This is a genomic window from Frigoribacterium sp. AP1, from assembly GCF_056680555.1.
Genome location: NZ_CM155288.1, coordinates 151,326 through 166,245, shown reverse-complemented (window position 1 = coordinate 166,245; position 14,920 = coordinate 151,326). Strand labels below are relative to the sequence as shown.

Genomic DNA, 14,920 nt, shown 5'->3' with positions numbered 1-14,920 from the left:
GGGAACCCAGCCGTGGAGCTTCGCGACTACATCACCGTCCTCCGCAAAGGGTGGGCCTTCATCGTCGTCATGGTGCTGGTGGGTGTGGGGGCCGCTGCCGCCTACTCGCTCGTGAAGACCCCGGACTACAGCGCATCGGCTCAAGTCTTCGTCTCGACGCAGACCAGCGGCAGCGTCGCCGACCTGGCCCAGGGGAACACCTTCACCCAGCAGCGCGTGAAGACCTACGCGAGTCTGGTCACGACGCCGATCGTGCTGCTGCCGGTCATCTCGAGTCTCGGTCTCAACATCACGGCCGAGCAACTGGCCGAGAGCATCACCGCCAGTGCGCCACTCGACACGACCTTGATCCAGATCGACGCCGTCTCGGACGACCCGGTCAGGGCCGCCGACATCGCCAACGCGACCTCGCAGAGTCTGACGAACGCCGTCGAGCAGATCGAGTCGACCGGTGACAGCGGTGGGTCCCAGGTCAAGCTGACCCGTGTGCAGGAGGCCCAGGTGCCCGTGTCGCCCGTCAGCCCGAACGTCCCGCTGAACATCGCGCTCGGATTCCTCGTCGGCCTCGCGATCGGCATCGGCATCGCCGTCCTCCGTCACGTCCTCGACAACCGCGTCCGCAACGAGTCCGACGTGGAGCGCATCAGCTCGGCGCCCGTCGTCGGCGGGATCGCGTTCGACCCGAAGGCGCAGTCCCGTCCTCTCATCGTGCAGGCCGACCCCCGCAGCCCGCGCGCCGAGTCGTTCCGTACCCTGCGGACCAACCTGCAGTTCCTCGACCTCGGCGGCCGCGCCCGCACGTTCGTCATGACGTCATCGGTGCAGAGCGAGGGCAAGAGCACCACGGTGGCCAACCTGGCCATCGCCCTCGACAGTGCCGGGGCCAAGGTGATCGTGATCGACGCCGACCTGCGTCGTCCGAAGCTCGGCCAGTACATGGGGCTCGACGACGCAGCCGGTCTCACCGACCTTCTGATCGGTCGCGCCGAGCTGGCGGACGTCGCCCAGCCGTGGGGTCGCGGCCAGCTTCACGTGCTCCCGGCCGGGCAAATCCCGCCGAACCCGAGCGAACTGCTCGGCTCCCGTGCCATGTCCGACTTGATCCGGGAACTCGAGATGCGTTTCGACTACGTGCTCTTCGACGCGCCGCCGTTGCTTCCGGTCACGGACGCCGCCATCCTCTCGAAGAGTGCGAGCGGTGCGATCGTGGTCGTGTCGTCGGGCAAGACGCACAAGAACCAGCTCGCCGGGGCGGTGAGCGCTCTCGAGAGCGTGGGTGCCCCCATCGCCGGCTTCGTCATGACGATGATGCCCACCAAGGGCCCTGACGCCTACGGCTACGGGCGGTACGGCGGAGCGTACGGCTACGGCATCGACGACGATGGCGACACGAAAGCAGAGAAGAAGGAACGCATCCGCGTCGGCAGTGCCGCTCGCAAGGCCGCGAAGTGACCTCGACCCGTCCGTTCACGATCCTCGTGGTCTGCACGGGCAACATCTGTCGGTCGCCCCTAGCCGAGCAGCTCTTGTCCGCTCGTCTCCTGGGTTCGGTCACACCGTTCGTCGTGACGAGCGCGGGGACGATGGCGCAGGACGGGGCCCCGATGGACGATCTCGCCGCGGAGCAGTCGCGTCGTCACGGTGGCGTGCCCGACGGGCACGAGGCCACTTACCTCACCGAGAAGCTGGCCGAGAGCGCCGACCTCGTCCTGACCGCCTCACGCGAGCACCGATCCGCCGTCGTGCGTCTGTCGCCTCGCGCCACTCGGCGCACCTTCACGTTGCGGCAGTTCGCGCGCCTCGCGGACTCCCTCGGGCTCGAGGAACTCGAGTCGGCCGAGGACACCTCCGACGTGGTCCGCCTGGTGGCCGGACAGAGGGGCATGATCCCTCCCGCGACCGACCCGGACGACGAGGACGTCGTCGACCCGTACCGTCGGTCGCTCGACGTCCACGAGAGAGCGGCCGCGGACGTCGACGAAGCCGTCAGCTCGATCGTGGCAGCTCTTCGAGCACCTGATCGTCGCTTCTCGGACGCCGGCGGGAGAACGGACGCATGACGTCGGCGGGGGAGAGCCGGTGGGGCGGTCGTGGGGTGTGGTGGATCGCCCTGCTCGGAGTGTTGGTCCTCGTCGACGTCGGGCTCATCGCCGCCGCCGTCTCGTCGACGCAACCTCGGGATCGGGCCGAGGCCGGGCCGATCCCGACCTTCTCGCAGGAGCCTGACCAGGCCGCCACCACCCCCTCGGCGTCGGAGACGCCCACGCCGATCGCTTCGGCGCCCGCTGTCGAGAACGAGGACGCCCCGCAGGTGTTCCTGTCTGCCGTCAGCGCGACCGAAGCCTGGCGCGCGACGACCGGTGATTGCGCGGGGACGCCAGCGCGCGTCGAGCGGACCACCGACGGCGGAGCGACCTGGGGCGCGGTGACCATCCCGTTCGACCTGAGGACCGTCGTGGCCTTGAGCGCGGGGTCGGAGCGCACGTCGGTCTACGGGGGTGTCGGTGACAGTTGCGACCTCGGGTACTGGTCCACGTTCACCGCAGGGGAATTCTGGAAGGAGTACCCCGCCGATGCGACGGGTGTCGCGTATCTCGATCAGGCAAGCGCGACCGTCGTTTCTCCGACAGATGTGTCACCTGCTCCCTGCGACGCACCGAGGCGTGTCCTGGTGCAAGACGCCACGACGATGGTCGTCTGCGACGGCCTCCTCGAGACGTCGGGATCGGCAGGCTGGACGCCGATCTCCGTTGCCGGCGTGATGGACGCCACCCCTGCGGTCCCCGGCTACCTCCTCGCCTTGCGAGACGCGGAGGGCTGCGACGGCATCGCCGTGGCCACGGTCGCCAGGCCCCTGTCCGAGGGCGTCGAGCCGACTCGCGTGGGTTGCGTCTCGGGCGCCGACGGGACCGTTGCCACCGCCGTCACCCGGGTGGGAGACGTCGTCTGGCTCTCGTCGGCCGACCGGTCGTGGGTCTCGACGGATGGCGGTGTGACGTGGTGACCACACGCGAGCCCTCGGCTGCGGTCGTTCCGTTCGACTGGAGCCGTGTGTACGCGCGTCGGCTCGCCGTCACCGATCTGCTCGTCCTCGTGTGGGTCGTCTTCGGAGTCCAGATCGCCTACTTCGGACTCGATGCGAACAACGTCGCGTTCTCCGGCAGACTCAACGAATTGCGCTTCAGCTACTACGGCTTCTCCATCGCCTTGATCGTCGCGTGGATGGTGATGCTCAGACTGTTCGACACCCGGGATTACCGTGTCCTCGGGGGCGGGTCCGCCGAGTACCGAGCCATAGCCGACAGTACGGCCCGACTCTTCGGGTTGGTCGCCGTGGTGTCGTACCTGTTGAAGATCGACATCGCGCGGGGCTACATCTTGATCGCCCTGCCCCTCGGCATCGTCGTGTTGATGCTCTCGCGGTGGATGTGGCGCCAGTGGTTGTCGTTGAAGAGGCAGACCGGCGCGTATTCCGCGCGCGTGGTTCTGGTGGGCTCGCCGACGACCGCCCTCCACATCGCCCGCGAACTCGCGCGTCACCCCGAGGAGGGTTACTTCGTCGTCGGCGCATGTGTCACGTCGGGCGCCGTCGGAACCATGCTGCCCGGGACGTCGATCCCCATCCTCGGGGACGTGTCCCATGCGCTGTCCTCCCTCGATGCCGCCGCGGCGGACACCGTGGTCATCACGGGATCGGAACAGCTCGGCCCGCAGGAGATCAAGACCCTCAGCTGGGGTCTCGAGGCCGGGCAGCGCCATCTGATCGTGGCTCCCAGCCTCACCGACGTCGGTGGGCCCCGCATCCACACGCGCCCGGTCGCAGGGCTTCCCCTCATCCACGTGGAGACCCCTCGCTACGCCGGCAGCAAGCTCTTCACGAAGCGTGCTTTCGACATCCTGGGTTCATCGGCGTTGATCATCGCGCTGTCCCCGGTGCTGATCGTGCTGGCCCTCATCGTCAAGCTGACGAGCCGGGGGCCCGTGTTCTATCGGCAGGAACGGGTCGGGCTGAACGGTGAGCACTTCGACATGCTCAAGTTCCGGTCGATGCGTGTCAACGCCGATGACGAGCTATCGTCGCTCCTGGCTGCTCAGGGCACGAGCGACACACCTCTATTCAAGGTCAAGGACGACCCGCGAGTGACATCCATCGGAAGGCTTCTTCGCAAGCACTCCCTCGACGAATTCCCGCAATTGTTCAATGTCTTTCTCGGCTCGATGAGCCTGGTCGGACCACGCCCCCAGCGTGACGGCGAGGTCGCCCTGTACGACGACGCCGCTCGTCGTCGGCTCCTCCTCAAGCCCGGCATGAGCGGATTGTGGCAGGTGGGCGGTCGGTCATCGCTCGGCTGGGAAGACGCCATCCGGCTCGACCTCTACTACGTCGAGAATTGGTCCATCACCGGAGACGTCGTGATCTTGTGGCGGACCATCAAGGCCGTCCTGCGGCCCGGGAACGAGGCATCGTGAGTTCTTCTCCGTCCACTGCGCCCAGTGTGACTCTGATCGTCGAGAGGAACAGGACCGGGCATCGGCTCTTCTACGTCCGTCTCCTGGCCGCGGCTGCCACCGCACGAGGTGACGACGTGATCGTGGTTCTGTCGCCGGGGGACACCGTGTCCATGGAAGCGCGACTTCATCTCGCCTCGCTCCCCGACGCAGTGAGAGTCGTCGAGGAGGAATCCCTCGGTCTCGCTGACGTGGAAGCCCTGTCACATCGGTACGCCGCTGACCGAGTGGTGCTGCCGGATGCCGATCGAGCGACGATGGATCTCGCAACGCGTCGGGGTGGGTGGAAGGGCGCCGGTGCACTCTCGCTGCTGGTGATGCGGGAGGCGGCCCAACCAGGGCGCCTCACGGTGGTGCAAGCGCTCAAGGGCCGACTTCGGCAGTCTCTCTTCATCAGAGCCTCCAAGCTCCAGAACGTCAGGGTCTGCGTCCTCAAGTCACCCACCTGGTCGGGTTCATCACGTCTGGTCCCAGCCGTCGACCCGATCTCCGTCGACGTCGACTCCAATGCCGTGCAGGCTCTCCGAGCCGCGTGGCAGCTCGACTCAGAGCGCCGATGGTTCGCGGTCGTCGGTGCGGTTTCGGCGAGGAAGAACGTTGACCTGGTGATCTCAGCCCTGCACCAGCTTCCTGACCAATCCGTCGTCGGACTAGTCATCGCGGGTTCGATGGAACCGGAGACACGGGCGCTTCTCCAGCCACTGATCCAAGGACTGGACGCGACCGGCGTCGCTGTCCGAGTCGTCGACCGATTGCTGACCGACGGTGAACTCGATGCCTGTGTCGCCGTGGCCGATGTCGTCGTCCTGGCTCATTCGAACGAGGGGCCGAGCGGCATCCTCGGAAAGGCGGCGGCGTTGGGAACGCGGGTGGTGGCAGCAGGAGCAGAGAGCTTGCGCCGTGATGCGGACGCTTTTCCTGAGCTGGCGTCGTGGACGACGCTGTCTGCACCGGCACTCGCCGTCGAGTTCAGCCGGGTCCTTGCTCTTCCCGCCCCGGTCCCCGTTCTCAGCATCGGTACTGAGGCCTTCACGTCGGCGCTCCTGTGACGACAGCGTCAGCACCGCTCGAGCCACGGAGATCGATCGGCCACCAGGCGGTGTTCCTGGCGGGTTCGACGGGCCTGGCTCAGGTCCTGCTCGCAGTCATCTACGTTCTTGCGGCCCGAGGATCTGACCCGAGGTCCCTCGGTCTCATCATCACTGCCATCGCGTTGGGAACGACCGCCGCGGGCTTCGTGGATTTCGGCACGAACTCTCTCTGGGCGAGGGAGATCGCTCGACGTCGCCTGGAGCCCGCCGAGCTCGGCGCACGCGTCTGGGGCAAGCTCCTGGCAGCGTCGGTTCTCGGCTGCGCATGGGTGCTCGTCACCCTCGTCGCGTTTCCGCTGAGCCACATCTGGCCCGCAGGAATCGTCATGGTGGCCCTACTGGCCAATCAGACCATGCAAGTTGCTCTCCGAGGTGCAGCTCGAGGTGAGCTGGTCTCGGCCGTCATCCTCGTGGACCGGGCCGTGGCGATCCTTCTGTTCCTCGGGTTGCTGAGCTCCGGCGTGAGTGTCATGACGGCTCTCTGGCTCTCCATCTCAGTGGGTTCGGCGTCTGCGGCCGTCCTCGGTTACACCTTGACCAAGAAGGGAACACGGCCGGCTTTCACGGTGACTCCGCGTCGCAACCCGTGGTCAGGGGCGAGGAACTTCGGTCTTGCGGGCGTGGCCAACAGTGCTCAGACCCTCGATCTCCCCCTGCTCACGCTCGTGGGTGGCCCGGTGGCGTCTGGTCTCTACGGGGCCGTGAGTAGATGGACGCAACCGATGAGTCTCCTCGCTACGGCTTTCGCATCGGCCAGCGCGCCGTTCGCGGCGAATGCCGGCACCATGAGGGGAGCCTTGGCGAGTCTTCGCAGGGGCCTCTGGATGCCCGTCGCGGCGATCGTCCTCGCTCTCACCGTTTTCGCCTTCGCGCCATGGATCGTGGACCTGCTCCTGGGGCAGAGCTACGAAGGCTCCGCCGCAGTTCTGCGGGTACTGGCTCTCGTGAGCGTGGCCTCGATCATCAGCCAGCCACTCGTCGTCGCTCTGCAATCCCTCCGACATGACGGTTTCGTCGCCCTTGCACTGTCGCTTTCGGTGCTTGCCCAGCTGGGTCTTGTGGCTGTCCTGGCACAACGTGAGGGTGCCTTGGGTGCAGCCCTGGCTTCTCTCACTATCCAGGTTCTTTTGCTGGTTGCGTTGTTGGTAAAAGTGTCTGCGGAATACAATCGGGGCGCTAGGCCATTGCCCCATCCGGATGACTCGATCACAACGGCCACGGAGAACTGATGTCGCGACCAATCGTTCTTCTTACAGCAACGGTGACGCCCAATGCGCCCGCATTAGGAGGTGTTGTGAACGACCCGCGAGACCGTCTAAGTCAGTATCGTCGCAGCATAGAGGTATGGTCTCGGGCGGCACAATCACAAGATTTCTCGTTGGCAGTGGTGGAGACCAGCGGGTCAACTGCCCAGGAGGTTCTGGGTAGCGTCTCTGGCGCGGCGAGAGCGAATATCCAGTTCGTACCGTACCTGCCGCCTCGAGAGCTGCTGGTGCGAGGTAAAGGTGCAGCGGAGCTCGGTGCCGTGCACGAAGCCCTCGGCCGGTTGGATGGCATTTCCGACGAATCGACTGTCTACAAGGTGACGGGTCGACTTGCTCTTTTGAATCCGATGATTCTCGAGACACTGCCCGCAGATGGTTTGCGGCTCCGGATGACTCTCGACAGATCGTTTGCTGACTCCCGAGTCTTCGGAGCTTCATTGGCAGTTTGGCGCGATCAGTTGCAGGATCATGAAAGGGTCATCAACGACGAGAGCGGCACCTTCCTCGAGCACTTCATCGCTGGGCGAGCAAGCTACGGAACTACCGTCGGACGAATTTCACTGAGTCGGTTCAGACAGCGGCCTGTTTTGTCCGGCCGTTCCGGCGCGACAGGTGCGACGTACAGTGCGGCCTCAAGTCGTGTGCGAGCCGGCCTCCTCACCTGGACGGAAGCGAAACTCGTCGCTCTCGCCGCACGTAAGCAGGTGTAAGCGGATCGAGGCCGTCAAGACCAGCGAACATTGTTGCGGATGGCGCGGGCCGGGTTGCCGGCGATCAGGACACCGGGCGTGGTGAAGCTCCTCGTGACTACGGCGCTACCAGCAATAACGCAACCATCGGCGATCTCGACCCCCTTGTACAGCCGGGCGTGGCTGCCTATCCACACGTCGTTACCAATCTTCACTGGAGACTTTGATGGTCGCGCGACAGCCGCTGGGGTGCCCATGAACTCGTGGAAGTCGTTATCGAGTACCTGAACGTCCCATCCGATTGCGCACCTCTCGCCAATGGTCATCGGCAGGGATGCAATGACGCGCACGTAGGGCGACAGGTAGGTGCCGCTTCCGATCGCAAGGCTTGCGTCAGGCCCTACGTCGATTCGGCAACCTGTGGCTAATGTGACGTGGCCGTCGATCCGAAGTTCGCCGCGAAGACGAAGCAATCCGCGGTCATTGCCCCGCGCAAAGCCGTAAGGCCTGATACCCAGCGAGAGTCTTGAGTCAGGAGCGAGTACGAGGTTCCGAGCATTCTTGATGGAGTAGCCGCGGCCCACGATCACCCGACGGCGTCGGAACAGAAAACCGAGCGTTCGGAAGGCGGAAATTCGGAAGTCGCCAAAGAGAACTTCTACTAGACGCATCTATGCCTCAGACCTGGCTCTTGCAGTCGAAACGGCTGGCCGTGCCTGTATTAAGGGGAAGGGCGGGCTGGCCTATTGAAGTGGTCACGCGTTCGTGGCCCTCGAATTTAGAGGTCGAGCCGGGATTCCAGAGAGGGTCTCATGCGGTGATGTGGACGATGTCACGACCGAGTTGGGGGCTACTGTCGTGCCGACAGCCAAGACGGTTGGCCTGCTTCCCCCGATGACCTTCGCGCCTGGATAGACGATGCAATCATCTTGGACGTCGATCGCAAAGCGCGGAAGATCCTCGCCCGATCTGGGCTGGCGGGTTCCCAACGTGACCTGGTGGTAAATCTGCACGTTTCGCCCGATGCGCACGTGGGGGGACATTACGATCCCTTGACCTCGATGCTGGAGGATCAAGCCGGGTCCGATCGTGACCGCTCGAGGAATCTCCACACCCTGCGCAAGCAGAAGCTGCTGGATCAGGCCGCCGATAATGGGGCGGTTTCGGGCATAAACCAGACGCTCGATGAGTCCCATGAATTGATAGTACGTCGTCTTTACGTGCGGCAGGTTCGAAAACCACCGCCGCGGAGGGTAACGGTGCCCGTATGCGGACACATCGTGGGTTATCCTCGCATCATGGGGCGGCAATGGATCTGGGTCGGGGGACCACTTGTCGTTGTGCTCATCGTTATCGCGGCAATGCGGCAACCATTGGCTCTCCTCGTGGTCCCGGTCATCGCCCTCGGCGCCTGCTTCTTTCGCTACGCGGCATTACGAGTTGTTGTGTTCATCATCGGAGCCTTGCTTGTCTTCCAGACCTCCGAGGGCATATCCGCTCCCAAGGTCGCCTACCTAGGCCTTGTCGCGCTGGCGGTCGGGCTCGCGTTGATCCGCATGCCGCGGATACTTCGAACAACGTGGGGACAAGAGATGCGGCCAGCCCTGATCGGCGCCGGCCTCCTTGCCGCGTGGGTGGCGCTTGTGACGCTTCCCTACTCGGTCGTAGTGGAGGGGGTCTCGCCCAGCGCATGGGCCCGAGACGCCATCACGTACTTCCTGATTTCGGGAGGCGTGGTCATCGCCATCGAGGCGGCCGAGTCCACGACGCTGAGGCAAGCGAGAGCTTTGGCCCTGGGCACCGGGGTCGTTGTTGCCGTCGGCTTCGCCGCTCGCTGGGTGAGTCTGCGCGGCTTCGGCGAGTCCGATACGAACCAGAGCCTTCTTGCTTCTTTCGTCGGCGTTGCTTTTCCCCTTGGCCTTGCCTTGGCGCTGGCGTTAGTGGGATTAAGAGTCCGACCCGCGTATGCGCTGCTCGGTGTCTTTTTCCTCTTAGCGCTCCTCGTGACGGGAACGAGAAGTGCCGCCGTCTTCGGAGTTGTATTCCTCGGTCTCATCGGGCTGCGTAACAAGGCCCGAGTGGGAGTAGTGAGGGTCGCCTCAGCTCTCGGAGCCGCGGCGCTGGCAGTCATTGTCCTCCTACCCTTGGCGGGGGCTGCGTTTTCGTCCGAGCAGTTTATTAGCCAGCGCTTCGAGGCAGGCGTGCGTGCCTTGACCGGCGGCGTCACTCAAGACAGATCTGGCGCAATTAGAGCTCGGGCTTACGATTTTGCTGCCGAGATCTGGCGGGATCACGTGTTGATGGGGCAAGGGCTCGGGCGTGTCTTTCCCGATCCCTCCGCGGCTGGTTTCACTACGAGCTTTTCCCTAGACACGCCCCTGTCATACCCTGCCAAGTTCGGCTTGTTAGGCACCATCGTCCTGATCGTATCGGTCGCGTTAATTGCCCGAGCTCTGCTTCGCCCTGGACAAGCTGGCTACTCCATCGAAAGTACCGCGTTCAGAGGAGCCCTAGTGGTCGTACTAGCTTTGCTACCCTTCGGGGCACCCACCGAGGACAAGGGGTTCGCACTGAGCCTGGCGCTTGCCGTCCTGTGCGTGACCGTTGCCAAAAAGTTTCGCTTGGAGAACGTAGATAGTCGGGCGACGGATCAGGAGATCTTGGCTGCTGCACGGGTGTAGTCGTGCTGGCTAGGCAGACTGCAGAGCTCACCGCCCTGCGGCCTGAGATCAGGACCGATGTTGCGACAAGGATGAGTTCAACATGATTCGCAGGCCGAAGGTCGTACCCGTGTCCCTCACGGGGGCTCTTAGCTGCCAGGGCCGATCTTCAGTCGGGTAGGCCAAAGACCCATCGTTGTTTCCCAGCGGCCTGCCAAAGCGGGAGGGCACGGCCCGAATGAGACGGTGGAGTCCGGCAATGAAAGAGGGCCACAAGGTCGCTACTCTGCTCGGTGGACGTGGTTTCATCATGCAAGCATCGGCTGCCCGTAAAAGGCCGACCTCAGGCGTTCGGTTGCATGACAGTATTCATTTTCCGGACGGACGGACTGACGGGTAAGAGTGGCTTCTAGGCCCGAAGAGATCCTTAGCCTTGCGCCCGTTTGTTGCGTCGCTTTCGACTCAAGGGGACAAGTATGGTGTCACGAGGTCGGGGGATGGCACCTAGGAATACCTCGGCGAAGGCCTCTGGAGAGTGCTTCAGAATCTCGGGAGTTGCTACCAGGTCATGGTCGTGCTGCCCGACGGAGACGTCGTTCATCGCACCTTGGATCGATTCGACGTCGCTCTCCGTGACCGTGACCCCCTGCATGTGTTTGACATCTGCTGTTACCCCACACTCTTGGCTCACGATCACGGAGAGGCCAGCAGCGAGGGCTTCGTTGACTACCAACCCCCAGACCTCTTCGGTGGGAACATGAACAAGAGTGTCAGCTCGTGCAAGGACATCCGGTAAAGATTGATAGGGGACGTGGCCGGTGAATTGAACCCGGTGGTCAAGACCGAGCTTGTGACTCAAGGCCCGGAGGATTTCCAGTTGAGGCCCAACCCCCACGATCTCCAGGGTTGCTCGCTTATCGTCAAGCATCGACAGTGCTGTCAGGACTGATCGAAGGTTCTTCCGCTCAATCAGCTGGGAGATAGCGAGAAAACGTGTCGACGTGGCCTCTAAAGCGCCCTGCGAGATCCGAATGCGACTGGTGGAATCGTGAATCCAAATCCCGTCGACCGCGTTGAAGCCCGTCCTTAGGTGTTGCTCGCCAACGCCCATCGCCAGGACAGCGTGTCGTGCAGCCTGACCCGGCACGACGACCTCATCCAGGAGGCGGAAAAAGATTTGTCTAATCCGACCGACGGGGCCGCCGTTGAATTGATGCGACCCTGAGTGTGACTCGTAAAACCCGATGGTTTTTGTCCGACAGGCTCTTGCCACGAGTAAAGCCAGCAAGTACGCCGGGCTATCCCAACCCCCCAGCAAGATGGCGTCCGCGCGCGCAATCGCGGCCAAGTTCAACCGCAGGGGGAAGTAGTGCCTCGCTTCGCCCCGCCGAACCACCAGGGTGGGAACTTCGCGAACTCTATAGGTGGTCCTTCGTCCGTCAACGCGCCAATCGCTGCCCCGATTGCTGCCGTCTCGGCTGAGGCGTTGAGAGTTCTCCAAGAGCAAAACCTCGAGATCGGCCTCCTTCGCGATCGCGGTCCAAACCGGCACTCTGTATGGCGCGGCGGTGTTGGTCATCCACAGAAGACGTGGTCGTGATCGATTGCATCGAGACACAGAGCTGGTCTGGGCACCTTCGTACACATTCTCTAGTTCTCTAGCAATGCCCGTGATGTCGAAGAGCTCGATCATGGCCGCTGCCTGACCCACTTCGATGCTCTTCCTCAGCCCAGGTTCGCTCAAGATCCTCTCCACGCCAAGAGCGAGGTCACCTGGCGTTGTACCCGTCACGATTCCAGCACCTGCGTTAGCAATGTCCGGCGCCATGCCGGACTCCTCGGTCATGACCACAGGGACTCTGCTTGCGACTGCTTCGATGACTGTCATCGGGTAGACCTCACCCACGCTCGGTAAGACGTAGACGTCAGCAGTCTCGAAGTGCTTGATAGCGGTGCCCGGCTCGGCCGGACCGTCGTAACGCAATGAGATCCACGGATGATCTTGCATGAATCGCGTCAGTTCGGGGAGATTGCCCTCATCGGGGCCCACGATCTTGTACTCGGCCCTAATCCCGCGTTCATGCAGAATGCGTGCCATGTGGGCGAAGGCCATTACTCGCTTTCGCGGATGCAAACGCGCGAGGAAGAGAATGGTAGGGGTGTCAGGCATGGGCTTCGCTCGCCGGCCTGAGTCCTGGTGGATGGCATTGCGGAGCATCGTGTTATCTGAGACACCAGCAACGGACCGCAGCGATTGGCTCTCGTCCGGCGTGAGGATCAGCCGCGCTTGTGCCTTCCTGAGGGCCGTGCGGGTCAAGAAGAGGTCGAACACGCGGGCCAGGACTCGAGAGTCGGCTCGGACCATGCCGTGCGTCTGAGTGACGAGGGGAACGCCTTGAATCAGTAGGGCCCTGGCCGCCGGACCGGTGACCAAATCGCGCCCGAGGTGTATGTGCGCGACGTCGAATGAACGGCCTCGTGCGGCAATGTAAGCCAGCAGCCGCGGCGCCACCAGACCGCTGAAGCGGAGTCCTTTCACGCTACGGGCCCGGAACAGATGCACGTGTACACCTGGGATGGAGAGACGGCCCCGACCGTCCCAGCCGGCTACGAAGTGCACCTCATGCCCCAGCCGAGCTAGCTCGCGCATCTGCTCGATGGCAACGGAAATTGGCCCGCCATACGCCCCGTCCTCCGAGAGGAAGGTGGCGACATGCAAGATTTTCATGTGGTCATCTCAGTGAAACGGTAACCGCGGAATGAAGCGTCAGGACCGCCGACAATCGTGTTCGCGGGTATGTCGGCCGTGGCGAGGGTCGTTGGCTGCAACAAAGCCGACTCGCCGATAATTGTGCCGCCCAATATGACACACCGTGCGGTCACCCACACGCCAGCGCCGATTCGGATGGGTCTCGTTATGAGCGCCATGTCGCGACGGTGGGCATGGCTTCCGGTGGTCAGGAACGTCTCTTGAGAGATGACGACGTCATGCCCGACGTAGATGTGATCTTGGTTGTGGAACCAGACGCCCTCACCGATCCATGAGTCCTTGCCGATGTGCAACTTCCAGGGGAAGCGCACCCGGATGCGAGGCCGCATGATGACCCCGGACTCGATCTCTGCGCCGAAAGCGCGAAGGGTGGCGACACGGAGGCGCGAGCTGATCTGCCAGGGGTTGTGCACGAGGAGGAGCTCGACCGCTCCCCAGGCGTAAACGACCCACCTGGGCCTGTCCCACGTCTGACCTTCACCCGGGGCCGAAGCCAGAGGGATGACAGGCGTCGAGCCCGTCGTCGGTTGTTTTGTGGTCTCACTCATGATCGGTCTCCCCGGGACTGTGAGGCATGGATCGTCTATCTCGTGCTTGTCGGGTCTTGGACCGTCGCACCATGACACTTTGCGATGAGTTCGAATGCTCCACCCCAGAAGATAGGGTCGCACAGTGACGAACCCTCGCCTCCGAATCCTAATCGTCGGGATGCACTTCGATCCCGAGGTGACCGGGAACGCGCCGTACACGACGGGCCTGGCCGCCGGTCTCCGGCGGTCCGGCCATGACGTTCGAGTCATCACGGGGTATCCGCACTACCCCGAGTGGCGTGTCAGGGAGGGGTACAGAGGATTTTCGCGTCGTGAGACGATTCGAGGCGTTCCCGTTCGTCGAGTGAGGCACCTGGTTCCGCGCAAGCCGACGACCATCACGCGCCTCCTCGCAGAGGTCTCTTTCGGCGCGCGCGCCGTGTTCTCGCGATGGGGCGGGCCGGATGTCGTGCTAGCCGTCTCGCCGGCACTCTTCGGCACGGCGCTCGTGGTGGCCAGGGCGCGGCTCGTCCATCGCAGACTTCCCGTCGCCGTCTGGGTGCAAGACCTCTACAGCCTCGGAGTCGTCGAGACGGGAACAGGCGGAGGCCGGGCAGCGCGACTGGTCAGTTCCCTCGAAAGCCTCGTCCTGCGTTCAGCCGACGGCGTAGCAGTCATCCATCAGCGGTTCTCAGCGACGGCGTCAACTGCCCTCCGGGTGCCTTGCGGCCGGCTCGCTGTGATTCGGAACTGGTCTCACCTGGCTCAACCTTCTGCCATAGATCGACAGGAGGTCCGGGCGAGGTACGGATGGGGTGTTGACGAGACGATCGTCCTGCACGCCGGCAACATGGGCATGAAGCAGGGACTTGAGAACGTCGTCGCGGCCGCCTCGGTCGCCGACGACCGAGAGGAAGCGGTGAGGTTCGTCTTGCTCGGAGGAGGCAATCAGCGTGCGCGGTTGGAGGCGGTGGCTTCGGGCGTAACGAGGCTCGAGTTCCTGTCATCGCTCGATGACGACGAATTCTCCGCGGTGCTGCGCTGTGCCGATGTCCTTCTCGTGAACGAGAAGGAGGGAGTCTCGGAGATGTCGGTGCCGAGCAAATTGACCTCATACTTCAGCACGGGGGTTCCGGTCGTCGCCGCAACCGACGTCGAGGGCGTCACTGCTGGCGAGATCGAAGCATCCGGCGGAGGAATCGTCGTTCCTGCCGGACAACCAACGACACTTCTCGAGGCTTGTTTGCGCATAGGACGTGATGCGGCTTTCTCGGCCGAACTCGGACGCAACGGTTTGCGATACCGGGAGGAACACCTCACCGAATCGGCGGCAGTCAACCACTACGCTGAGTGGCTGTCAGGTCTGGCAGGCCGCTCAGGGGGCGGTCCGGCGACTTCGGCCTGAC

The 14,920-nt window shown here is 63.6% G+C and carries 12 protein-coding genes; 9 read left to right on the top strand and 3 right to left on the bottom strand.

Annotation, left to right across the window (positions count from 1 at the left end; translation table 11 throughout):
• Positions 1-12 precede the first annotated feature (12 nt).
• The 7 genes from AC1MBW_RS00785 to AC1MBW_RS00755 all read left to right on the top strand — a co-directional run bounded on the left by AC1MBW_RS00785 (position 13) and on the right by AC1MBW_RS00755 (position 7,575).
• Positions 13-1,452, top strand: a complete 1,440-nt coding sequence (locus tag AC1MBW_RS00785) for a tyrosine-protein kinase domain-containing protein (RefSeq protein ID WP_480025137.1) — start codon at positions 13-15, stop codon at positions 1,450-1,452.
• Positions 1,449-2,060 carry an arsenate reductase/protein-tyrosine-phosphatase family protein gene (locus tag AC1MBW_RS00780; RefSeq protein ID WP_480025136.1) on the top strand — a complete coding sequence of 204 codons (612 nt, stop codon included), beginning with the start codon at positions 1,449-1,451 and terminating at the stop codon, positions 2,058-2,060. The genes AC1MBW_RS00785 and AC1MBW_RS00780 overlap by 4 nt, the downstream gene beginning before the upstream one ends.
• Positions 2,057-3,004, top strand: a complete 948-nt coding sequence (locus AC1MBW_RS00775; RefSeq protein WP_480025135.1) for a hypothetical protein — start codon at positions 2,057-2,059, stop codon at positions 3,002-3,004. The genes AC1MBW_RS00780 and AC1MBW_RS00775 overlap by 4 nt, the downstream gene beginning before the upstream one ends.
• Positions 2,998-4,470, top strand: a complete 1,473-nt coding sequence (locus AC1MBW_RS00770) for a sugar transferase (RefSeq protein ID WP_480025134.1) — start codon at positions 2,998-3,000, stop codon at positions 4,468-4,470. Before AC1MBW_RS00775 ends, AC1MBW_RS00770 begins: the two co-directional genes overlap by 7 nt.
• Before the next feature lie 26 nt (positions 4,471-4,496).
• Positions 4,497-5,558: a glycosyltransferase gene (locus AC1MBW_RS00765; protein WP_480025133.1), complete on the top strand. Its 1,062-nt coding sequence runs from the start codon at positions 4,497-4,499 to the stop codon at positions 5,556-5,558.
• Positions 5,555-6,829 carry a lipopolysaccharide biosynthesis protein gene (locus tag AC1MBW_RS00760; RefSeq protein WP_480025132.1) on the top strand — a complete coding sequence of 425 codons (1,275 nt, stop codon included), beginning with the start codon at positions 5,555-5,557 and terminating at the stop codon, positions 6,827-6,829. The genes AC1MBW_RS00765 and AC1MBW_RS00760 overlap by 4 nt, the downstream gene beginning before the upstream one ends.
• A gap of 149 nt (positions 6,830-6,978) precedes the next feature.
• The gene (locus AC1MBW_RS00755; protein WP_480025131.1) at positions 6,979-7,575 is read left to right on the top strand and encodes a hypothetical protein; all 597 of its coding nucleotides are present in this window, start codon (positions 6,979-6,981) and stop codon (positions 7,573-7,575) included.
• A 14-nt stretch (positions 7,576-7,589) separates the two neighbouring features.
• Here AC1MBW_RS00755 and AC1MBW_RS00750 read toward each other — a convergent pair whose 3' ends face one another.
• Complete coding sequence (locus AC1MBW_RS00750; RefSeq protein WP_480025130.1) at positions 7,590-8,225, bottom strand: acyltransferase; 636 nt, start codon at positions 8,223-8,225, stop codon at positions 7,590-7,592.
• Positions 8,226-8,483: 258 nt separating this feature from the next.
• On the opposite strand from AC1MBW_RS00750, the gene AC1MBW_RS00745 reads away from it, so the two are divergent.
• The gene (locus AC1MBW_RS00745) at positions 8,484-10,235 is read left to right on the top strand and encodes an O-antigen ligase family protein (protein ID WP_480025129.1); all 1,752 of its coding nucleotides are present in this window, start codon (positions 8,484-8,486) and stop codon (positions 10,233-10,235) included.
• A gap of 406 nt (positions 10,236-10,641) precedes the next feature.
• Here AC1MBW_RS00745 and AC1MBW_RS00740 read toward each other — a convergent pair whose 3' ends face one another.
• Together AC1MBW_RS00740 and AC1MBW_RS00735 are read right to left on the bottom strand one after the other, a co-directional pair.
• Positions 10,642-12,942: a glycosyltransferase gene (locus AC1MBW_RS00740; protein WP_480025128.1), complete on the bottom strand. Its 2,301-nt coding sequence runs from the start codon at positions 12,940-12,942 to the stop codon at positions 10,642-10,644.
• On the bottom strand, positions 12,939-13,532 hold the full coding sequence (locus tag AC1MBW_RS00735) for an LbetaH domain-containing protein (RefSeq protein WP_480025127.1): 594 nt from the start codon (positions 13,530-13,532) through the stop codon (positions 12,939-12,941). The genes AC1MBW_RS00740 and AC1MBW_RS00735 overlap by 4 nt, the downstream gene beginning before the upstream one ends.
• Before the next feature lie 124 nt (positions 13,533-13,656).
• Here AC1MBW_RS00735 and AC1MBW_RS00730 point away from each other — a divergent pair, with 124 nt between their 5' ends.
• Positions 13,657-14,919, top strand: a complete 1,263-nt coding sequence (locus AC1MBW_RS00730; protein ID WP_480025126.1) for a glycosyltransferase family 4 protein — start codon at positions 13,657-13,659, stop codon at positions 14,917-14,919.
• Position 14,920: the final 1 nt, after the last annotated feature.

Excerpts from the sequence above, each read along its gene's own strand:
- AC1MBW_RS00740 (WP_480025128.1), bottom strand. The coding sequence starts at position 12,942 with ATGAAAATCTTGCATGTCGCCACCTTCCTCTCGGAGGACGGGGCGTAT.
- AC1MBW_RS00775 (WP_480025135.1), top strand. The coding sequence starts at position 2,057 with ATGACGTCGGCGGGGGAGAGCCGGTGGGGCGGTCGTGGGGTGTGGTGG.
- AC1MBW_RS00750 (WP_480025130.1), bottom strand. The coding sequence starts at position 8,225 with ATGCGTCTAGTAGAAGTTCTCTTTGGCGACTTCCGAATTTCCGCCTTC.
- AC1MBW_RS00735 (WP_480025127.1), bottom strand. The coding sequence starts at position 13,532 with ATGAGTGAGACCACAAAACAACCGACGACGGGCTCGACGCCTGTCATC.